Consider the following 20,879-nt stretch of genomic DNA (forward strand, 5'->3'; position numbering starts at 1 on the left):
GCGGGGGCAATGGGCGCGATGGTCGCAGGGAGGGTATTTTTTCCGCTGCGGCTATCGACGTATAATCGGGTTCTAACGCCGCTTGGCGCGCGCTTTGCCTCTCTCAGGAGGCGATGTCGCAGCTGCCAGAGGGGTCATTGGCAAAGACATCATCGAAGGTGGCGCGCAGGGCTAGATCGACATCGTCCATCGTCACGGGCAGACCCAGATCGACCAGTGAGGTCACCCCATGGTTCGTGATGCCGCAGGGCACGATGCCGCCAAAATGGCTGAGCTCCGGTTCAACATTGATGCTGATGCCGTGAAAGCTGACCCATTTGCGCAGCCTGATTCCAATCGCGGCGATCTTGTCTTCGGCGGGGCTGCCATCGGGCTGGGCGGGTTTCTCGGGCCGCTGTACCCAAACGCCGACACGCCCGGGGCGAACCTCGCCGCGCAGGTTGAATTCATCCAATGTGGCGATCACCCAATTTTCAAGCTGGCGCACGAAACAGCGGACATCGCGACCCCGTGCGGCGACGTTCAGCATCACATAGGCCACGCGCTGGCCCGGTCCGTGATAGGTGTACTGCCCGCCGCGCCGGGTGGGATAGACGGGAAAGCGGTCCGGCTCTGTCAGGTCTTCGGCACGCGCCGAGGTGCCCGCGGTGTAGAGCGGGGGGTGTTCTACCAGCCAGATGCATTCCTCGGCTTCGCCCGCGGCGATGGCGGTGGCGCGCGCCTCCATCCACGCCTCGGCGGTGCGGTAATCGGTCAAGCCGTCGCTGATGATCCATTCAACCATAGGGATGCCTTAGCAAGACCCGCGCCGCACCGCCAGAGGCTCTGCGTTAGGCGGCGGCGTCACGTTCTTCCAGAACCTTGCGGAGCATCTGGGCATAATTATCGGCCCCCTGTGCTCCGGTAACGAGGTATTTGCCCTCAAAAATCATCGACGGCACGCCGGAAATGCCGCGGGAGGTCCAGAATTGCTGTGCTTCGCGGGTTTGTTCGGCGAAGCTGCCGCTGCTAAGCACCTCCAGCGCCTCGGTGCGGTCCAGCCCGACGGAGGCCGCGACATCGGCCAGCACCTCGGGATCATTCACATTGTGCCCTTGCGTGAAATGCGCATCGAAGAGCGCCATTTTGAGCGGGTGTTGCAGCCCCTTGGCCTGCGCCCAAGTGAGCAACTGATGCGCGGCGAATGTATTTTGCATCCGCGTGTCGTCGGAAAAGTTGAAGGCAAAGCCCAAGTCGCTGCCCATCTGGGACAGCCGCTTGCGATTCTCGACCGATTGCGCGGGGGTGGATCCATATTTCTCGGCCAGATGTTCGGCCATGTTTTGGCCTTCGGCTGGCATCTGCGGGTTCAACTCAAAGGGATGCCAGCGCAGATATGCGCCCACGCCGACCGCGCCGAGCGCTTGTTCCAGTTGTTTATAGCCAACGATACACCAAGGGCACATGACATCCGACACGATGTCGATCTGCACGGTGGGGGCGTCAGTTGAAGGCGTGGCGGTATCTGCGGGCATGGCGTGTTCCTTGTTGCTTGGTCCACAGATGGCTTGCCGGACGCGGCGTTTCAACGTCTGAGGTGTCAGATTGCAGGGCACTAAAGGGATTGTGATCAGCGAAGTGGCCGCGGGAAAATAGGGGCTTAACCCGCTTTCTGAAACTCACTGAAAAATTTTGCCGATTGCCTCTTCACAAGCCCTTGGTCTTTGGCTAAACCCCGCCCACCAACCATGGCGTGCGGTCGTGGCGGAATGGTAGACGCGCAGCGTTGAGGTCGCTGTGGGGTAACACCCGTGAGAGTTCGAGTCTCTCCGACCGCACCACCATGCTTTGCAATGGCAAAGCTATGGTTGGATCACCCAAAAAAGAAAACTCGTTTCAGCCCTCGTCTCTCGTCGCGTGCAGACTACACTTTGCTGCGCGGTATTTTGCCGATTTTGCGGTCCGCTTCTGTGCGAGACGGGCGAACAGGGCTCTCATACCGCTATTGCCCCGGCAGAATGTTTGCAGCCAAGGCGGCAATGCCGTTTAACGGTTGATGAGAAAAAGGCTCGTGCTGAGCGGGCTAAGGAAAACCGGCGCGAAAACCGGGGTGACGAAACGCAAGGAGGGTAGCGCGTGGCGCAACAAGGGCAGACTCAAGGGGCGGCGTATTGTCTCGCTCTTGGACTTCTTCTTGGTGGGGGGGCTGCGGCGCAGGCGGCAGAACTGGCCATCACCGGTATCGACGATGATTCAGAGCTTTATGCCACCCTGCGCGACGGGTCGCTGCTGGCCGAGCAAACCGATGAAGATGCCGAACCGGCCACGCCGCAGGAATTGGTCGCCGCAGCGCAGGCGGACTATGGCAGGCTTTTGGCGCTGCTTTACGACAATGGGTATTTCGGGCCGACGCTCAAGATCACCTTGGACGGCGTCGATGCCGCCGCGATTCCCCCGGTGCAGCCGCCGCGCCGCATCGACCGCGCCGTGATCACCGTGGACCCGGGGCCAAAGTTCCGCTTTGGCGCGGCCCGTATCGCGCCTGTTGCCCCCGGTACCGAACTGCCGGAGGGTTTCGCCAGCGGCGAAACTGCGAGCCTTGGTGTGCTCAAGGAAACCGTCTCGGCCGGGGTCAGCGGCTGGCGCGATGTGGGCCACGCAAAGGCGGAATTGGCCGATCAGGATCTTGTGGCCAAACACCGTGAACGGCAGATCGACGCTGCCTTGCGGATCGCCCCGGGACCAAAGCTGCGCTTTGGTGCGCTGACCGTGACCGGCAACGAAGACGTGCGCACCGCCCGCCTGATTGAGATCGCGGGCCTGCCGGAGGGAGAGGTCTTCTCTCCCGAGGAGTTGGAACTGGCCACCGAACGGCTGCGCCGCACCGGCGCTTTTGATGCCGTGGCCCTGATCGAAGCGGATCGGATTGGCCCAAATGACACGCTGCCCATTGCCGCGCAGGTGACAGAAGCGCCCAAGCGCCGCTTTGGGTTTGGCGCGGAACTGTCTTCGCTCGAAGGGCTGACGTTGAGCACCTTCTGGCTGCACCGTAATCTGTTGGGCGGAGCCGAACGGCTGCGCTTGTCGGCAGAGATCGAAGGCATCGGCGGCAACTCGGGCGGCGAAGACTATACGCTCTCCGCTCGGTTCGAGCGTCCGGCGACCTTTAACGAAGATACCGATTTCTATGCGCTGGCGACGCTAGAGCAGCTGGATGAGGTGAATTACTTCTCCCGTCAGTTGGATCTGGAAGCGGGGATCGAGCGGATCGCCAACCAAAACCGCACCTATTCTGCGGGCCTTGGCCTGCGTGTGGCCGAGACAGAGGATGCCTTTGGCACCAACCAATACACCCTGCTGACCTTGCCGCTGGGGGCTGAGTTCGACTACCGCGACAAGGAACTGGACGCGACCGAGGGCTATTACATCGACGCTAATATCACGCCCTTCGTCGCGCTGTCGGGGTCTGAAAGCGGTCTGAGGACCTATTTTGATGCGCGTTACTACCGCAGCTTTGGAACCGAGCGCCCCGTGACACTGGCCTTCCGGGGGCAGCTTGGCTCCGTCGCCGGGCCGGACCTTTCCGAGGCGCCTGCGGATTACCTGTTTTACTCTGGCGGGGGCGGCACCGTGCGCGGGCAGCCCTATCAGTCGCTGGGGGTTGATCTGGCAAGCGGCGACACCGTGGGCGGGCGCAGCTTTGTCGGCCTCTCGGCAGAGGCGCGGGTGGCCCTGACCGAGAAGATCGGCGTCGTGGGCTTTGCCGATGCGGGCTATATCGGGTCAGAAGAATTCTACGACGGATCAGGCACTTGGCACTCCGGCGCGGGGCTGGGGCTGCGCTATGCCACGGGCATCGGCCCGATCCGTCTGGATGTGGCCGTGCCCACCTCGGGGCCGGAAGTTGATGAAGATTTCCAAGTCTATATCGGGATTGGACAGGCGTTTTAATGCGACAGTTTTTGCAGATTCTCACCGCCAGCTTTGTCTATCTGGCCTGCCTCACACCGGCTTTTGCGCAGGATGATGATAAGGGCTTTCTCACCCGGACCATTCAGGATGCGCTGAGTGGCGCGGGCCGCACTGTCAGCATTGACGGGTTTTCAGGGGCGCTGAGTTCGGCAGCCTCCTTTGATCGGATGACGATTTCGGACGACGATGGCATCTGGCTGACGTTGGAAGAGGTGGTGCTGGATTGGAACCGCTCGGCCTTGCTGCGCGGACGGCTAGAGGTTGAGCAACTCACCGCCGGGCGGCTGGATGTTGAGCGTCTGCCGGTCAGCAATGAGGTCGATCTGCCCGATGCCGAGGCCAAACCCTTTGCCTTGCCCGATCTGCCCGTCTCCATTGAAATCGCTGACTTTTCCGTGGATGAGATCAATCTGGGTGAGCCCATTCTGGGCGAGGCTGCGCAGCTTTCGGTCAAGGCAAATGCGCGGCTGACCGATACGGTCGGTATTGTCGATTTTCAGGCCCGCCGCACCGATGGCAAAAAGGGTGAGTTCGACATTCAGGCCAATTTCGACCGCACGGAAAACGTGCTGGACCTGCTGTTGAACCTGACCGAAGACCCCGAAGGCATCGCCTCGAAACTGCTGAACCTGCCGGGACAGCCTTCGGTGCAGATGACCGTCGAAGGCGCGGGTCCTCTGGATGATTTCGCGACCGATGTGACCATCGCCACCGATGGGCAAGAGCGTTTGGCCGGGCAAGTGACCCTTGGCACGCAGGCCCCACGCCGCGCCAGCGAAACCCCTGACCGTCGCATTCAGGCCGATATTGGCGGCGACATCACCGCGCTGCTCGCTCCTCGCTACCGCGAATTTTTCGGGGAAGACGTGCGGCTGGCGCTGGATGCGCTGCTTGAGAGCAACGGTGCTGTTGAGGTCAGCAGCTTTGCCCTTGCGGCGAATTCCGTCGATCTTGAGGGGCAGGTCACGCTGAACCAAGAGAAGTGGCCGACCCTGATCGACATCTCTGGCCGGATCGCAAACCCCGATGGCACTTCGACCCTGTTGCCGATTTCGGGTGAGGGCACGCGGGTAGAGGCCGTGACCCTGCGCGTGGATTACGATGCCGCCGATGGCGACCGCTTTGAAAGTGCGTTCGACATCACCGGGCTGGACACGGGCGCGCTGCAAATCGCGCAAACGCAACTGGCGCTTGATGGGATCCTCGAAGGCAACCTTGGCAGTTTGGGCCAATTCCTTGGCGATGTGACCTTTGCCACCGAGGGGCTGTCGCTGACCGATCCGGCCAGTGCCGAGGCCATTGGGGACGCGATCACCGGCAGCGCCGAAATCCGTTTCGTCGAAGGAGAACCGATTGAGATCAACGGGCTGACCCTGTCGGGAGAAGACTATGGCCTGACCGGCGAGGCGGCGATCAATGGGGTGGATACCGGGCTGCTCACGCAGTTGAAGATGACGCTCGAAGCGCGGGATATCAGTCGCTTTTCCGCGCTGGCAGGCCGCGATATCGCGGGCGCCACGGCGCTTGCGCTGAACGGGACGGTCACGCCTTTGGGCGGTATGTTCGATCTGGCGATTGCGGGCGGGACGGATGACCTTGAGATCGGGATCGAACAGGCCGATGCGGTTCTGGCGGGGCGCACCAGCCTCAGCATGGTCGCAAAGCGCAATGAGACCGGGACTTATCTTCGTGATCTGGACCTCAAGAACGACGCGATTGATCTGACCGGCAATGTCGAGTTGCGCAGCGAAGACAGCCGCGCGGATTTGGACTTTACGCTCGCCGATGTCGGGCTGGTTCTGCCGCAATACGAAGGCCCCATCGCGGTCAAGGCGACAGCGGTGCAAGAGACGCGCGGCTGGGTTGTCGATGCGGTCACCGATGGCCCCTATGACGCGGCGCTGACCGTGTCAGGCTTGGCCACGGGCGAGGACGCGCAGATCGATTTCACCGCAGATATCCCACGGATCGAAGATTTCGTACCAGACGCGGATATCACCGGGCCTGTCACGGCCAAGGGCGAGTTGCGCCAGACACCACAGGGCTGGGAGATCAACACCAACGCCAGCGGCCCGCTTGATGCGCACGCCTCGGTCAGGGGGCTGGTCACGCCGCGCGTCGATGTGGCCTTTGATCTGTCGTTGCCCGATATCCAACCTCTCGTGCCGCAAATCAACGGCGGGGTTGAGGCCAGTGGCACGTTGGAGCAGACCGAACAGGGGTTTGTCGTCGATACCATCGCCAATGGCCCCTACGATAGTCGCGTTGCGCTGGAAGGGCTGGCAACCGGCCCTGACATGGCGCTGCGCTTTGACCTGACCTTGCCGGATGTCAGCCCGCTGGCCCCCGGCGTCAACGGGCCGCTTGCCGCGCAGGGCACCGTCCGCCAGCAAGAGGATGGCATTGCCGTGGATGTCGCCGCGACCGGCCCCTACGGCAGCAGCGCCGTGGTCGAAGGTCTGGCAACCGGTCCGAATATGGCGCTCAGCTTTGATCTGTCGGTACCCGACCTTAGCCCCATCGCCCCCGGTGTGAATGGCCCGCTTTCGGCCACCGGCGACATCCGTCAAACAGAAGACGGGATCGCCGTGGATGTGAGCGCCAACGGCCCCTATGGCAGCAATGCCATGGTCGAAGGGCTGGTCACCGGTGAGGTCTCAATGCGGTTCGACGTCTCCGTTCCCAAACTGAACCCGCTGGTGCCCAGCGTCACGGGTTCTTTCGCCGCGAATGGCGTGGCGCGCCAGACCGAAGCAGGTGTGGTGCTTGATGCAAGCGCCAGCGGCCCCTTCGGCGCGCGGGCGACGGTCGAAGGCTTGGTGACCGGCCCCAATGCGGCGGTCGATTTCCAGCTGAACATGCCGGACATCGGCGCCTTGGTGGAGCAGGTGAACGGCCCGCTGAGCGTCGCAGGCTCGGCCCGGCGCGAGGGGGAGGCATGGCGGATTGATACCAATGCCAACGGCCCCGCCGGCACGCAGGCAACCGTGGCTGGATTGGTGAGCCCCGATGGGACGCTGAACCTTGATATCGCGGGCAACGCGCCGCTCGGCCTGTCGCGTCCCTTCCTTGCCCCGCGCAACTTGCAGGGGCAGGCGCAGTTTGACTTGCAAATCAACGGCCCGGCAGCGCTGTCGTCGGTCAGCGGGCGCATCACCACCAGCGACGCGACGTTCACCGCGCCGAACCTGCGCGTGGCGCTGCGCGGGATCAATGCGGATATCCAGCTTGGCAACAACCGGGCGCAGTTGAACGTGACCGGTCAGGCAGTCGACGGCGGAGAGCTGCGTGTGGCGGGGGCGATCACCCTGACACCGGCCTTGCCTGCAGATATCAGCGTGACTCTGCGCAATCTCGTCTATGCGGACCCAAGCCTTTACAGCACCACGCTGAACGGCGACCTGCGGCTTGCAGGCCCCTTAAGCGGTGGGGCGCAGATCACCGGGGTGATCAACGCAGGCGAGACCAATATTCAGGTGCCCGCAACGGGGCTGACCTCAATCGGGGACATTCCGCAGATCACCCATGTCAACGCGCCCGCCGATGTTCTGGCAACGCGGCGCAAGGCCGGGCTGGAGGGGGCCGAGGCGGGGGAAGACCCTGCCGAGGATGCTTCTAGCCCCGGCTTTGGCCTGAACCTGCAATTGAACGCGCCCAACCGGATTTTCGTGCGCGGGCGCGGGCTTGATGCGGAACTGGGCGGCTCGCTCAACCTCAGCGGCACCACCAACCGCATCATCTCTGCCGGGCGGTTTGAACTGATCCGGGGGCGGCTGGATATCTTGGGCAAACGCTTCTTGCTCGACGAAGGCTCGGTCCAGTTTCAGGGCGATTTCATTCCCTATATCCGCTTTGTGACCTCGACCGATACCGAAGCGGGCGAGGTGCGTGTCATCGTCAGCGGCCCTGCGAATGAGCCAGAGGTGACCTTTGAATCCACCCCCGCCGCACCGCAGGATGAGGTGCTGTCGCAACTGCTCTTTGGTCGCAACATCTCGGAAATCTCGGCCTTCCAAGCGCTGCAATTGGCCAGTGCGGTGGCGACCCTTGCGGGCCGTGGCGGCGAAGGGGTGATCGGCAACCTGCGCGAAGGCTTTGGCTTGGACGATCTGGATGTGACCACCACCGACGACGGTGCAACGGCGCTGCGGCTTGGGAAATACCTGACCGACAATGTCTATACCGATGTCACGGCGGCCTCTGACGGGACTGGCGAGGTTTCCCTCAACCTTGACATTACCGAAAGCCTTACGGCCAAGGGCACGCTTGGCTCGGATGGCGACAGCAGCATCGGCATCTTCTTTGAGCGGGATTACTGAGAACGGGGGTGCCTTGCGGGGCGGCCTTGGCCGCGTTTAATCCGCGTCGCGCGGGGTAAATTGGCCATAGCGGCCTTGGTCGAACATCAGCCCCGCCGCGCCATCCTCGCGCAGGGCGACCTGTTGCACATGGCCCAAAATCAGCGAATGATCGCCCGCCGGATGCACGGCGTAGGTGTTGCAGTGAAACCGGGCAAGGCAGCCCGAAAAGGTCGGCACGCCTGCGGCATCTTCGGTCCAGTCGAAACCGGAAAAGTCGTGACCTTGGCCGGCGAACCGCTGGGCTAAATCCTCTTGATCCGCGCCAAGGACATGGATGCAGAACGATGCGGCCGAGGTGAAACTGTCGTGCCGTTTGGATGAGATCGCAGGCGACCACAGCACCAAGGGCGGCTCAAGCGAGACCGAGGCGAAGGAATTCGCGGTCATCCCCAAGGGGCCCTGTGCGGTTTTCACGGTCACCACGGTCACGCCGGTGCCGAAACGCCCAAAGGCGCGCCGCAGGGCTGGGGCATCGCCGCTGTCGGGCGAGAAGGGGATCAGATCATCACTCATAGCGACAAGCGGTGCCATGTAGCGGCTGATTTGTCCAGCGGTGCCGGGGCGTTGCGCGCCCCGTCACCCTGCGCGGTATTTCGCCTCTGTGGCCACGGGTAGGAACCCCAGCCGGGGATGGGCGTTGGGTCTGCGATGAGAGGCATCATCGGCCCCTACTTGGTGTCGATGCTGGCTGTCTGAAAGGGGCGGGGCAGGTCATCTGCGCCGCCTGTCCAAGGCACCCGAATGCCGTTCAAAGCAGAAAAGGCGCGCAACGCCGCGCCGGAAAGTGACAAAAGATGATGCATGCAACCAAACTGACCCTCGGCGCCGCCCTCTTGAGCGCCACCGCTTTCGGTTCCACCGCGATGGCCGATGACAATGAGACCGTAGACCACGCTGAGATCGGGTCGCTGTCTTGCGATGTGGGCGATGGCACCGGCTTTATCTTTGGCTCCACCCGCGAGCTGACCTGTACCTTCAACCCCATCGAAGAAGGTCTCGAGGATGAGACCTATGTCGGTGAGATCAACCGCTGGGGCGTCGATATCGGCAAGACCCAGAACGGCCAGATGTCTTGGCTGGTGTTGGCCCCAACTGAGCAGGAATATTACGAAGGCGGTCTGAACGGCAGCTACAAGGGTGTCTCTGCTGAGGCGACCGTTGGTGTCGGCGCAGGCGCCAACCTGATGACAGGTGGCTCGGAAAACACGCTGGCGCTTCAGCCGCTGAGCGTGAACACCCAGACCGGCGTGAACTTTGCTGTGGGCGTGGGTGAGATCAACCTGCAGCGCGTCGAAGGCTAAGCCCGCGCAAGGCGAGAGCCGAGCTTACAAATATGAAATGAACGTAAGGCCGTCCCATTGGGGCGGCCTTTGCTTTTCGCCAAACCTCAAAGTTTGACGAGCTGATCGCCGACCCGCACGGTGCCATCTTGCACGATCTTGCACAGAATACCGCGCAGGCGGTGGGGGCGGTTTTCCTTTCGGTTGATCCAGCGCAGGCTGTCTTGGCCATATCTGTCGCGCCATTTGATGCAGCCGGTATTGAACTTGTCGCTCACCTCTAGCACCGCCGATCCGGCCTGTAGCCGTGTGCCGACGGGCAGATTCTCATGGCCAAGGTCCATGTCAACGATCATCGTATCGCCGGGGTGGGGCGTGTTTGCGCGGTCGCGCCAGCACAGGTCCATGATGCGTTTGGGCAGGATCGAAACCTGTATCCGCGGGTCGGGACTGCCATCGGGCAGGGTCAGCCAAGGTTTCTTGGTCCAACGCTCGCCACGGATGCCTTCGCCTACGGTCAGGTCCAGCTGATCGGGGTGGTCTCGCAGGCCGTAATCAGAGCGGAAACAGAGCTGCTCTATGACGGCGCCATCCTTGGGCGCGGCGAGGATATCCGGCAGGGCGACGTCACATTCCGCTGCTGTGGCGGGCGGCAGTATCTGGGGGGCGGTTTGGTCCATGTCTCTCTTTCTTAGGGCATGGCGCGGGGGCGGGCAGCCACCCGCGCCGTGCCAAGCTTTAGCGGTTCATTCGGTTGTCGATAAGATCATCCACCACGCTGGGATCCGCCAGTGTCGATGTATCCCCCAAGGCGCCATAATCGTTTTCGGCGATTTTGCGCAGGATGCGGCGCATGATCTTGCCCGAGCGGGTTTTCGGCAGGCCGGGCGCCCATTGGATCAGATCGGGCGAGGCGATGGGGCCAATCTCTTGCCGGACCCAGTTGCGCAGTTCGCTGCGCAGATCATCGGAAGGCTCTTCACCGCTCATCAATGTGACATAGCAATAGATGCCCTGACCTTTGACATCATGCGGGTAGCCGACCACGGCGGCTTCGGCGACTTTGTCATGGGCGACCAGCGCGCTTTCGACCTCGGCGGTGCCCATGCGGTGGCCTGAGACGTTGATCACATCATCGACGCGGCCCGTGATCCAGTAGTCGCCATCGGCATCGCGTTTGCAGCCATCGCCGGTGAAATAGTAGCCGGGATAATCCGCGAAATAGGTTTTCTCGAACCGCTCATGATCGCCCCAGACGGTGCGCATCTGGCCCGGCCAACTGTCCGCGATGCAAAGCACGCCTTCGGCTGGATTGCCCTCAATCTCTTGACCCGAGGTTGGGTCGAGCACCACGGGTTTGATCCCGAAGAACGGTTTCATCGCGGCCCCCGGTTTCATGTCATGCGCCCCGGGCAGGGGGGTCATCAGGTGACCGCCTGTTTCGGTCTGCCACCAAGTGTCGACAATGGGACAGCGGCCTTGGCCGACGACATCATGGTACCAGTTCCACGCTTCGGGGTTGATCGGCTCGCCCACGGTACCAAGGATGCGCAGCGACGACAGGTCGCTTTTCGTGACGAATTCCTTGCCTTGGCCCATCAGCGCGCGGATGGCGGTGGGGGCAGTGTAGAACTGGGTGACCTTGTGCTTTTCGCAGACCTGCCAAAAGCGGCTGGCGTCGGGGTAGGTCGGCACGCCTTCGAACATCAGCGTGGTCGCGCCATTGGCCAGCGGGCCATAGACGATATAGCTGTGCCCGGTGACCCAGCCCACATCAGCGGTGCACCAATAAACATCGCCATCGTGGTAATCAAAGGTCACCTCATGGGTAAGCGCCGCATAGGTGAGATAGCCGCCGGTGCTATGGACCACACCCTTGGGCTGGCCGGTGGAGCCAGAGGTATAGAGGATGAACAGCGGGTCCTCGGCCCCCACGGCTGTCGGCTCGCAGGTGTCGGCGGCCTGCTCGGCCAGTACGTTGTAATCGCGGTCGCGGGCGTCGTTCCATGCCACATCCCCGCCGGTGCGGCGCACCACGAGGCATTGCACACTGGCGTCGCATTGCGCCAGTGCCTTGTCGGCATTGGACTTGAGCGGGGTGGCCTTGCCGCCGCGCGGGGCCTCATCTGCGGTGATCACGACTTTGGCTTCGCAGCCGTTGACGCGGGCTGCCAGCGCATCCGGTGAGAACCCGGCGAAAACGATGGAATGGATCGCGCCGATCCGCGCGCAGGCTAGCATGGCATAGGCGGCTTCGGGGATCATCGGCATGTAGATGATGACGCGGTCGCCTTTGCCCACGCCCAGATCGCGCAGCACATTGGCCATGCGGCAGGTGGCGCTGTGCAATTCGCGGTAGCTGATGTGTTTGGCGGCGTCCTCGGGGCTGTCCGGCTCCCAAATGATCGCGGTCTGATCGCCGCGCGTCTCAAGGTGGCGGTCGATGCAATTGGCGCTGACGTTCAATTCGCCATCCGCGAACCAATTGATGCTGACTGACCCAAGGTCAAAGTTCACATCGCGCACTTGGGTAAAGGGTTTGATCCAGTCGATCCGCTGCGCCTGTTCGCGCCAGAACTCCTCGGTGTCGGTGACCGAGGCGTGGTACATCTTGTCATAGGTCTGCGCATCCACATGGGCGCGGGCGGCCATGTCGGCGGATGGCGGATAGGTCTTTGCGGTGGCGTCGGACATGGTGGTTCCTCCCTTGATGTTCGCATCTTGCCACGGGGCGCAGATCTCACCCGGCTGCCGTGGCCTCCTCCTAAGCTGGATCATAGCGGCCCGTGAAAAGAAGTGAATAAGCAACTGGAATACAAGGGCTTGCCTGTAAAGGTTTTTCCCGATTGGCGTGGTATCTGTAAATTTTCCGATCTGTGCCGGGGAATGACGCGCTTTTTCAATGCCTTGGCAGTCAAACCCTGCCCAACTGTCTTGCGGCTGTCGTATTTGCGCGGCATGACGGGGTTGGCAGGCCTGTCCCCTCGGGGTAGCCTGTGCGCCAATCCGCCCATCCAAGGGCGGCAACAATGGGAGAGAGACATCATGAAAAACCTGCTGAGCTGTGCCGCCGCCTGTGCGCTGAGCGTTGCCTTTGTCGGCGAAGCTGCCGCGACCGAATGGAACGCCTCCGTCTGGGGCAAGCGCCGCGCCTTCACCGAGCATGTCGAAAAGATCGCCGAACTGGTGAGCGAAAAGACCAACGGCGAATTCACCATCAACGTCAGCTACGGCGGCCTGTCCAAGAACCGTGAGAACCTCGACGGTATCTCCATCGGTGCCTTCGAGATGGCCCAGTTCTGCGCCGGCTACCACGCCGACAAGAACCGCGCGATCACCGTGTTGGAACTGCCCTTCCTTGGCGTCAGCAACCTTGAAGAAGAAGTCGCGGTCAGCCGTGCGGTCTATGATCACCCCGCCGTTGCCAAAGAGATGGCGCAGTGGAACGCCAAGATGCTGATGACCTCGCCCATGCCGCAGTACAACCTTGTCGGCACCGGCGATCCGCGCACCACGTTGGAAGACTTTGACGGCATGCGCGTGCGCGCCACCGGCGGTCTGGGCAAAGCATTCGAAGCCGTGGGCGGTGTGCCGACATCCGTGACCTCTTCGGAAGCCTATAACGCGATGGAATCCGGTGTTGTCGACACTGTGGCCTTCGCCCAGCACGCGCACCTCAGCTTTGGCACGATCAACAAAGCCGATTGGTGGACCGCAAACCTCAACCCCGGCACCGTGAACTGCCCCGTTGTGGTGAACATCGACGCCTATGAGGCGCTGAGCGACGCAGAGCGCGAAGCGCTTGATGGGTCCGTCGATGAGGCGCTGGATCACTACCTTGCCAACTACGGCGAACTGCTTGAGCGGTGGGATTCCGTTCTTGAAGAAAAGGGCGTCGAGAAGGTCGAATTCTCCCCCGAGGTGATCGCCGAGTTCAAAGCCAAAGCGGCTGATCCTGCGCGCGAAGCATGGATCAAAGACATGGAAGCCCAAGGCATTCCGGGTCAGGAACTCTATGACCTCGTGATGGAAACGCTGGAAAAAGAACGCGCGTCGAACTAAGCCTTGCGCGCATGACTTAGAGGGCCGTGCGGCAAACCGCGCGGCCCTTTCGACTTTAATGACGTAACAAACAGACTTTCTGAAAAGGAGAGCCGATGGCCGGATCATCCGCCGTGCTGGAGGACAGCAGCCTCCTCAGCCGCCTCGACCGGGGCCTGCTGAAACTGGAGACCTTCTTTGCCCTGATCTCGGGGATTGCCGTTTTCATGTTGATGGTGCTGGCCGTTTGGTCCGTGGGGGGGCGCAAGTTCTTTTCCACGCCACTGGCGGGCTATGTCGACTGGATCGAAGCGGCCATGCCGTTCATCGCCATCATGGGCATCGCCTATACCCAACGTATGGGCGGGCATGTGCGCATGGACATTCTGATCGGCCAGCTTAAGGGCCGCGCACTTTGGGCTGCGGAACTGCTGTCAGTGGTGCTGATCCTGCTTTTGATGCTGGCGCTGACATGGGGCGCTTGGGCGCATTTCGACCGCAGCTTTGACATGGCCGCCCCGATGTGGAGCCGTGACAGTTCGATCGACATCGGCCTGCCAATCTGGCCCAGCAAACTGGTGGTGCCGGTTGCCTTTGCCGTGATCTCTCTGCGGCTTTGTCTGCAGATTTGGGGCTATGGCCGGGCCTTGGTGCTGGGGCTGGAACGCCCCGTGGCCGTGCCGCTGGTGCAATCGGCGGCAGAACAAGCAATGGCCGAGGCCGAACAACTGGATGGGCGTGACTGATGGATCCTATTGAAATCGGCCTTTGGGTCTCGGGCGGCATGCTGCTTATGGTGGTGCTTGGCATGCGGGTGGCCTTTGCCGCCGCTATGGCCGGGCTTATCGGTCTTATCTGGATTTTCTGGGCCAAAAAGGGCATGGAATGGGACCAGTTGGGCTGGGCGCTGACCGTGGCGATCAAGACCGCCGGGCAGGTGCCTCACTCGAAAGTCTCGAGCCAGACACTCTCGCTGATCCCGACCTTCATTCTGATTGGCTTTCTGGCCTATTACGCGGGTCTGACCAAAGCGATCTTTGAGGCCGCGAAACGCTGGTTCGCTTGGGTGCCGGGTGGTTTGGCGGTCTCGACCGTTTTTGCGACCGCAGGCTTTGCGGCTGTGTCGGGCGCGTCGGTGGCCACGGCTGCGGTTTTCGCGCGGATCGCCATCCCCGAGATGCTCAAGATCGGCTATAACAAGCAATTCGCGGCGGGCGTCGTGGCGGCAGGGGGCACGCTGGCCTCGCTGATCCCGCCCTCGGCGATCTTGGTGATCTATGCGATCATCGTTGAGCAGGACGTGGGCAAGCTGCTGCTCGCAGGCTTTATCCCCGGTGCTTTCTCGGCGGTGGTCTATGCCATCTTGATCATTGGCATCGCCATGATCTGGAAAAACGTCGGCCCGCCGGTGACCGGCTTCACATGGCGTGAACGCTTTGCCGCTTTGCCTGCCGCTCTGCCGATTGTCGCGGTGGTCGTGATCATCATCTTCTTCGTCTACAACCCCTTTGGCGATGCCTGGGGAACCCCGACAGAAGGCGGCGCAGTTGGCGCGTTTATCGTCTTTTGCATGGCGGTCTTCCGTGGGATGCGTTTGGCGGAGTTGAAGGACGCACTGCTGGAGACGGCCAAGCTGACGGTGATGATCTTCACCATCATCTGGGGCGTGCTGATCTATGTGCGCTTCCTCGGTTTCGCCGATCTGCCGGGTGCCTTTGCCGATTGGATCTCCTCGCTCGAAACCTCTCCGATGATCATCCTGATCTGCATCCTGCTGGCCTATGCGGTATTGGGTATGTTCATGGACGCCATCGGCATGCTGCTTTTGACGCTGCCCGTGGTCTATCCGGCGGTCATGGCGCTCAACGGGGGCGAGTTCGTCTCTGCGGCTGACAGCGCCTTTGGCATGTCGGGGCCAATGTGCGCGATCTGGTTTGGCATTCTGGTGGTGAAAATGGCGGAGTTCTGTCTGATCACCCCGCCCATCGGCCTCAACTGCTTTGTGGTCGCGGGCGTACGCCCTGATCTCAGCGTGCAGGACGTGTTCCGCGGCGTGATGCCCTTCTTCATCGCCGACGCGGTGACCATCGGCTTGCTTGTGGCCTTCCCGCAGATCGTGCTTTGGCTGCCGTCCCTCGCGGGCTAGGCAGCTTTAGCCACCGGGCTTTTCCGCGGCGGGTTCATCCGCCGCGGTTGCCGCCACATCGGGGGCGGATTTATCCAGAAAATGCCCGATCATGTTGAGCGCGGTGACATTCTCGCAAATCACCTTGAAGACCACGAGGAAGGGCACCGCCACGAGCGCGCCTGCAATCCCCCAAAGCCAGCCCCAAAAGACCACGGTGAGGAACACGGCAACGGTGTTCAACTCCAACCGACGCCCCACAAGGTAGGGCGTGATGAACTGCCCCTCGATCCCGGTGAGGATCTGATAGCCGATGGGGGCAAGGATCGCATAGCCGACGCTGTCGAATGTGGCGATGGCATAGGCCCCCACCAGCACCGCGCCGATCACCCCGCCGATATAGGGCAGGAAGTTCAGCAAGAACGCCGCCAAGCCCCAGACATAAGGAACGGGCAGCCCAAGCGCGAAAAGGTAAAGCCCAACAGAGACGCCAAGCCCCGCGTTGATGATGGTGATGGTCAGCAGGTAGCGCGACACGCGGCGCTCAACGTCATAGACCGCCTTTAGCGCGCGCTTCTTGCCGGTGAAGGTCTGGAAGGACTGAACCAGCTTGAGGTAAAACAGATCGCCCGAGGCCAGCAGGAACAGCGCCAGCACAAGGGCGACGGCCACCGTGCCGCCAATCCGCGCGCCGGTGTTCATGGCATTGTCGAGCAGGCCCGGCTGTTTGACCACCACCTCTTCGGGTTTGCTGGCGCCGTTATCTGCGCCGATCTTTTCGACCTGTTCCGTGGCAGAGCGGACATCCTCTACCGTCTTCATCCAGCCTTGCAGCTTGCGCTGTATCTCATTGCCCATTGAGGGGATTTCATCCGACCACGTGGCCACGGTGCCCGCCGACAGCCCGGCCAGCACAAAGATGATCAGCCCGACAAAGCCAATCAGCAGCACAGCCCCCAGCGGAGGCGAGATGCCGAATTTTTCAAAGGAGCGGATCAGCGGGCTGAGCGTGAGCGCGAGGAGGAAACCAAGCAGGATCGGCAGCAGCAAATCCTTGGCGAAATAGGCAGTCACGAAGAGGGCGATCAGTACCAGCACTTCCAACAGCCGTCTGATCGCGGCGATATCGTTCAATGTATTCCCCCCAACATGCCCTGCGCAGATGCTACGAAGCCAACGCGGGACGGGGGGAAAAGTTCATTCACGCTGGGCACTTGATGCCGTTATTTCTATGGGCCCACCGTTTGCAGCCGCAAAGCCTGTCCGCCAAGGGCACGAAAGGCGCGTTGGCGGCAGGTCAGAACGATGATCTGCATATCGCTGGCCTGCCGGTGCAACGCGTCGAACATCCGCTCGATCCGGTCGTCATCGGTAAAGACCAGCGCGTCGTCCAAGATCACCGGCGCGATGCGTCCCGCACGGGCCAGCATCCGCGCAAAGGCCAGCCGTACCAAAAGCGCCACCTGTTCCTGGGTGCCGCCTGAAAGGACATCGATCGGCTCTTCGCGACCTTCGCGGATCAGCGCGTGCGGCAGCAGCGATTCCTCGCCCCATGTCAGCTCAGCATCGGGCCAAAGGAGCTGCAGCAGCGGTTTGAGTTCTTTGACGATGGGGGTGAAGTACCGCTCTCGCGCCTCGTTCCGCGCGTCTTGCAAAGCGCCTTCCAGCCGGATGAGCACCGCAACCTCATGGGCGATCCGCGCGAGGGTCTCTTCGGCGGCTTGCAATTGGTCTTCGGTCTCGGCGAGCCGTTCCTCCACCGCGTCGCCAGAGGCGCGGGTGATGCGTTCGCTGAGCCGGGCCAGCAGGGGACGCAGGCGGGCGACTTCCTCTCGGGCTTGCGCCTCAACCGATTCCGCGCGGGTGAGGGCGGCCCGAAGGCTGGCCGCATCTGGCGCGTCTTTGGCCTTTTCGGCGTGGGACAGGCGTGCGGCCTCCAGCGCGGCGGCGGTGCTGGCGGCTTGGGTGGCAAGCGCGTCTTCCGTGACATCGCCCAGCTTGGCCTGCTGCGCCTCGGCGCGCTGCAACCGGTCACTGAGCGAGGCAAGCTGTGCGTCTTTGACCGCGGCATCGGCCTTGGCATCGGCCAGCGCCTCGGCTGCCGTCTCCCGCGCGATCCGGCACGTCTCATGCCCGGCCTGCGCTGTTTCGAGGGCGTCTTCGGCGCGCGCAAGATCAGGTGCGTCGGAAACCTCCTCCGAGGCCGGAATGGCGGCGAGGGCTTGGTGCAGCGCGTCGATCCCCTCAGGGGCGAGGCTGTTGAGAACGGCCTTGGCCTCTCCCTGACGCGCGGCGGCCTCCACACGGGCCGCGGCGGCGGCGCAGGCCCCGGCCAGATCAGCCGCGCCAATCTGGTCGAGCGCGGCTTGCAGGCTGGCGGCGGCGGTTTCGACTGTGCCGTCCTCTGCGCCCTCCGCGCCGGGGTGGACTTCCAAACTGCCGATACCGTCGATCCGCAGGGTGGTGCTGCGCGGAAGCGGCAGGGGGGTGCCCTCCACCAACGGCCCGCTGTCGCTGTGGATGCTGCCCGATTGGCCGGGGGCGTAGCGGACAATCACTTGGGGGGCTGCGGCATCGCGGGCGGCGCGGCTGGCGGAGAGTTCGGCAGAGAGGGTTTCTAGCCGTTGCATCGTGGCGGCGTCCGGGCCGGATTGGGCGGCGGCACCGGCGGTCTCCATCCGGCGGCGGGCCTCTTCGGCCTCTTTGATGCGATCCTCAAGCGCGCGGCGACGGTCAGCGCCGTCCCGCGCGGCGCGCGCCCGCAAGGCGTGGCGGTGGTGGTCCTCGGCGGTTTTGAGGGCGGCGCGGGCATCTGTCGCGGCGGCCTCTGCGGTGTCAAGCGTCCCGCGGCGTTCAGATAGGGTGCTGTGGGCGGTCTCTGCCGCTTTGCGGGCTGTGGTTTCGGCGGCGCGGGCGGCCTTTTGCTCGACCTCTCCGGCGCGGTAGCTGTCGAGCCGCGATGTGGCGCTTTCAGCCGTGAGACGCGCGAGGTCCACGGCCCGGTCAAGGGTTTCCAGTTCTTCCGCGTGGCGGGTGGCGGCGTCATGGGCGGTGCGGGCGGCCTCAAGCTTTTGGCGGCGTTCTTCGACCAGCTCGGGCGCTTCGAGGTCGGCCAAGGCCCGCCGTGCCCGCTGACGCTCGGCCAAGGCATCCTGCAACTCTCGCGCGGTCGCGGTCAGTTGGTCGCGCGTGGCCTGTAGCGCCTCCACTTGATCTTGGGCCTCTTTCCACGCTCCGCCGGTGCGCGGGCGTCCGGTGCCGGTGGCATACTGGGCAAGCTCGTCGCGGCATTGTGCCAGCGCCTTGTCCATGCGCCGCCCGCCGGTCATCGCTTCGACCTCGGCCCCGACCGAGGTCATCAGATCGCGCCGCGCCTCCAGCGCCAGTTTCTCCTCTTTGGTCGAGCCACCGGTCAGCGCGGTCATGCCCTGCCGGACCCAGATCAGCCCCGACGGCCCGCCCGCATCCCCGCCCAAAAGCTGCGCGATCCATGCCTCGGCCTCATCCGCCTGTGCGATCAGCCTGCCATCGCGGTGCACGGTGGCAAGGGGCTTTTGGAACCACCGCTTGTGAACGGCAAAGCGCCCCTCGTCGGTTTCGACCTCGATGGTCACCTCCGGCGCACCGCCCGCATGGGGGCGCAGGGCGGCGACCTCTTTGTCGCGAGAGCCGAAGGGTTTGAAGAACAGCGCCTGTATCGCGTCGAAAAGCGTGGATTTGCCGTGCTCGTTCGGCTCGCTCAAGACATTGATCCCGTCGCCTATTCCGGTCACTTGCGCGGGATCGGTGAAGCGGCGGACGTTGTTGAGGGTGATGGCGCGGATTTTCATGCTTTCGCCCCCTGCACATAGGCATGAAGCCGGGCGAGGGCATCGGCGGCCACATCACGCTCGGACTGGGGCAGGGTGTCGGATTGCGCCTCGTTCACCAAGGTATCCGCCGCCATGCGCAGGGCACCGCCGCGATCGATCTCATCAAGGTCTGCGGCCTCATATTGCGTACCCAAACCTTCGGTCACCAGTTCGAAATGCGCGAAATCGGGGGCGCAGGCCTGGGCCGCGCGGGCTAGCGCTGCGCGATCGGGAAGGCCCGCCCAGCCCCCTGCTTTGACGCGCAGCAGGTGATCCCGGCGGCCCGCAGCGGGCAGCAGGGCCTGCAATGCCGCCGCCGCGTCTTGGCGGGGATGAAGCGTAAGCTCGGCCTCGGACCATAGGAAACTGCCGGTTTCGATCTCATTCACCTTGGGGGCAGCGCCGGGGCCTGCAACCTCAACCGCAAGGCAGACGCCCCGTCGCCCGTGTTTGAAACGATCCTGCTCCGGCGTGCCGCAGTATTGGACCCGGTCTGAAACGGCCATCCGCCCGTGCCAATCGCCAAGGGCGAGGTAGTCCAACCCCGCGCGCTGGTCCCGGTCAGGCGCAATCGCCTCTCCGCTGTCGGTGAAATCGGTGACGCCGCCGTGGGCGAGGCCGATGCGCAGATGCCCCTCGGGGCTTTGCATCTTGTCCAAAGGGGCGCTCGGATCGCTGGCGCCCGCGCGAAAGGCCACGGGGCAGGGCAACAGGCTGGCATCCGTGCTGATCTCAACCGGGGCAGCATCCAAGAGAGCGCGCAGATTGGCAGGGGCATCGCGGTGGATCACTTCCCACAGGGGTTCGGCATCGCGCAGATTGTCGTGGTTGCCGGGCAGGATCCACCATGTCACCTCTGCCGCCTCGCCCATGGCGGTCAAGGCCTGCCGCAGCACAGCGGCCGAAGGTGTCGCAGTGTCGAATGTATCGCCCGCCAAGAGCACATGCGCCGCCCCGTGATCCCGCGCGGCTTGGGCCAGTTTAGCGATGGCCCCATGCCGCGCTTCCATCAGACGCCCCCGGATGTTGCCATCCGCCGCTTGCGGGATATTGGCGAACTTGCGCCCGATGTGCAGGTCAGACGCGTGGATGAAGCGGAATGTCATGCGGTGGTCCTGAATAGCTTTGGGAAAGGGGCGCGCGGGCGGAAATGAGAAAAAGGGCGATGGCTGATCGGCTGCGCGGCCCGTGGGGCATGGTAGGCGCAGCGGCTCCATTCATCGCAAACTCAGCGCAGAGTGCAAGACGTTGCAAAATCTGCGCGAGGTTC

At 63.0% G+C, this 20,879-nt stretch carries 14 protein-coding genes and 1 tRNA gene; 7 read left to right on the forward strand and 8 right to left on the reverse strand.

The features are described from left to right. Positions 1-103: 103 nt before the first annotated feature. The gene (lipB, locus tag B5M07_RS06650; RefSeq protein WP_120350707.1) at positions 104-784 is read right to left on the reverse strand and encodes a lipoyl(octanoyl) transferase LipB; all 681 of its coding nucleotides are present in this window, start codon (positions 782-784) and stop codon (positions 104-106) included. 46 nt (positions 785-830) lie between these two features. Then, a complete protein-coding gene (locus B5M07_RS06655; protein WP_120350708.1) occupies positions 831-1,514 on the reverse strand; it encodes a DsbA family oxidoreductase in 684 nt (227 codons plus the stop codon). A gap of 220 nt (positions 1,515-1,734) precedes the next feature. Between B5M07_RS06655 and B5M07_RS06660 the strand changes: the two genes are divergently transcribed. From B5M07_RS06660 to B5M07_RS06670, 3 genes are all read left to right on the forward strand, one after another. After that, positions 1,735-1,820 (forward strand) — tRNA-Leu (locus B5M07_RS06660). 295 nt (positions 1,821-2,115) lie between these two features. Continuing rightward, positions 2,116-3,930 carry an autotransporter assembly complex protein TamA gene (locus B5M07_RS06665; RefSeq protein ID WP_120350709.1) on the forward strand — a complete coding sequence of 605 codons (1,815 nt, stop codon included), beginning with the start codon at positions 2,116-2,118 and terminating at the stop codon, positions 3,928-3,930. Then, entirely contained in the window at positions 3,930-8,270 is a 4,341-nt protein-coding gene (locus tag B5M07_RS06670; RefSeq protein ID WP_120350710.1) for a translocation/assembly module TamB domain-containing protein, read from the forward strand. Before B5M07_RS06665 ends, B5M07_RS06670 begins: the two co-directional genes overlap by 1 nt. Positions 8,271-8,306: 36 nt before the next feature. Here B5M07_RS06670 and B5M07_RS06675 read toward each other — a convergent pair whose 3' ends face one another. Further along, positions 8,307-8,843 carry a flavin reductase family protein gene (locus B5M07_RS06675; protein ID WP_120350711.1) on the reverse strand — a complete coding sequence of 179 codons (537 nt, stop codon included), beginning with the start codon at positions 8,841-8,843 and terminating at the stop codon, positions 8,307-8,309. Positions 8,844-9,106: 263 nt separating this feature from the next. On the opposite strand from B5M07_RS06675, the gene B5M07_RS06680 reads away from it, so the two are divergent. After that, a complete protein-coding gene (locus B5M07_RS06680; RefSeq protein ID WP_120350712.1) occupies positions 9,107-9,613 on the forward strand; it encodes a DUF992 domain-containing protein in 507 nt (168 codons plus the stop codon). An 86-nt stretch (positions 9,614-9,699) separates the two neighbouring features. Here the strand turns inward: B5M07_RS06680 and B5M07_RS06685 are convergent, their stop codons facing one another. Further along, positions 9,700-10,272 (reverse strand): MOSC domain-containing protein, encoded by a 573-nt coding sequence (locus B5M07_RS06685; RefSeq protein ID WP_120350713.1) that lies wholly within the window; start codon positions 10,270-10,272, stop codon positions 9,700-9,702. Positions 10,273-10,330: 58 nt separating this feature from the next. Then, on the reverse strand, positions 10,331-12,286 hold the full coding sequence (gene acs / locus B5M07_RS06690) for an acetate--CoA ligase (protein ID WP_120350714.1): 1,956 nt from the start codon (positions 12,284-12,286) through the stop codon (positions 10,331-10,333). A gap of 351 nt (positions 12,287-12,637) precedes the next feature. On the opposite strand from acs, the gene B5M07_RS06695 reads away from it, so the two are divergent. The 3 genes from B5M07_RS06695 to B5M07_RS06705 all read left to right on the forward strand — a co-directional run bounded on the left by B5M07_RS06695 (position 12,638) and on the right by B5M07_RS06705 (position 15,779). Further along, the gene (locus B5M07_RS06695) at positions 12,638-13,654 is read left to right on the forward strand and encodes a C4-dicarboxylate TRAP transporter substrate-binding protein (protein ID WP_120350715.1); all 1,017 of its coding nucleotides are present in this window, start codon (positions 12,638-12,640) and stop codon (positions 13,652-13,654) included. A 95-nt stretch (positions 13,655-13,749) separates the two neighbouring features. Continuing rightward, positions 13,750-14,379 carry a TRAP transporter small permease subunit gene (locus B5M07_RS06700; RefSeq protein WP_120350716.1) on the forward strand — a complete coding sequence of 210 codons (630 nt, stop codon included), beginning with the start codon at positions 13,750-13,752 and terminating at the stop codon, positions 14,377-14,379. Then, positions 14,379-15,779 (forward strand): TRAP transporter large permease, encoded by a 1,401-nt coding sequence (locus tag B5M07_RS06705; RefSeq protein WP_120350717.1) that lies wholly within the window; start codon positions 14,379-14,381, stop codon positions 15,777-15,779. The genes B5M07_RS06700 and B5M07_RS06705 overlap by 1 nt, the downstream gene beginning before the upstream one ends. A gap of 6 nt (positions 15,780-15,785) precedes the next feature. Here B5M07_RS06705 and B5M07_RS06710 read toward each other — a convergent pair whose 3' ends face one another. The 3 genes from B5M07_RS06710 to B5M07_RS06720 all read right to left on the reverse strand — a co-directional run bounded on the left by B5M07_RS06710 (position 15,786) and on the right by B5M07_RS06720 (position 20,715). Continuing rightward, positions 15,786-16,892: an AI-2E family transporter gene (locus tag B5M07_RS06710; RefSeq protein WP_082849525.1), complete on the reverse strand. Its 1,107-nt coding sequence runs from the start codon at positions 16,890-16,892 to the stop codon at positions 15,786-15,788. 95 nt (positions 16,893-16,987) lie between these two features. Next, positions 16,988-19,588 carry an AAA family ATPase gene (locus B5M07_RS06715; protein WP_120350718.1) on the reverse strand — a complete coding sequence of 867 codons (2,601 nt, stop codon included), beginning with the start codon at positions 19,586-19,588 and terminating at the stop codon, positions 16,988-16,990. Continuing rightward, the gene (locus B5M07_RS06720; protein ID WP_120350719.1) at positions 19,585-20,715 is read right to left on the reverse strand and encodes a metallophosphoesterase family protein; all 1,131 of its coding nucleotides are present in this window, start codon (positions 20,713-20,715) and stop codon (positions 19,585-19,587) included. Before B5M07_RS06720 ends, B5M07_RS06715 begins: the two co-directional genes overlap by 4 nt. Between the last annotated feature and the right edge of the window lie 164 nt (positions 20,716-20,879).

The organism is Sulfitobacter sp. D7 (genome assembly GCF_003611275.1).
GTDB lineage: Bacteria > Pseudomonadota > Alphaproteobacteria > Rhodobacterales > Rhodobacteraceae > Sulfitobacter > Sulfitobacter profundi.

Coding starts and splice junctions, on each gene's coding strand:
- B5M07_RS06720 (WP_120350719.1), bottom strand. CDS start 20,715: ATGACATTCCGCTTCATCCACGCGTCTGACCTGCACATCGGGCGCAAG.
- B5M07_RS06695 (WP_120350715.1), top strand. CDS start 12,638: ATGAAAAACCTGCTGAGCTGTGCCGCCGCCTGTGCGCTGAGCGTTGCC.
- acs (WP_120350714.1), bottom strand. CDS start 12,286: ATGTCCGACGCCACCGCAAAGACCTATCCGCCATCCGCCGACATGGCC.
- B5M07_RS06715 (WP_120350718.1), bottom strand. CDS start 19,588: ATGAAAATCCGCGCCATCACCCTCAACAACGTCCGCCGCTTCACCGAT.
- lipB (WP_120350707.1), bottom strand. CDS start 784: ATGGTTGAATGGATCATCAGCGACGGCTTGACCGATTACCGCACCGCC.
- B5M07_RS06700 (WP_120350716.1), top strand. CDS start 13,750: ATGGCCGGATCATCCGCCGTGCTGGAGGACAGCAGCCTCCTCAGCCGC.
- B5M07_RS06675 (WP_120350711.1), bottom strand. CDS start 8,843: ATGGCACCGCTTGTCGCTATGAGTGATGATCTGATCCCCTTCTCGCCC.
- B5M07_RS06655 (WP_120350708.1), bottom strand. CDS start 1,514: ATGCCCGCAGATACCGCCACGCCTTCAACTGACGCCCCCACCGTGCAG.
- B5M07_RS06670 (WP_120350710.1), top strand. CDS start 3,930: ATGCGACAGTTTTTGCAGATTCTCACCGCCAGCTTTGTCTATCTGGCC.
- B5M07_RS06705 (WP_120350717.1), top strand. CDS start 14,379: ATGGATCCTATTGAAATCGGCCTTTGGGTCTCGGGCGGCATGCTGCTT.
- B5M07_RS06680 (WP_120350712.1), top strand. CDS start 9,107: ATGATGCATGCAACCAAACTGACCCTCGGCGCCGCCCTCTTGAGCGCC.
- B5M07_RS06685 (WP_120350713.1), bottom strand. CDS start 10,272: ATGGACCAAACCGCCCCCCAGATACTGCCGCCCGCCACAGCAGCGGAA.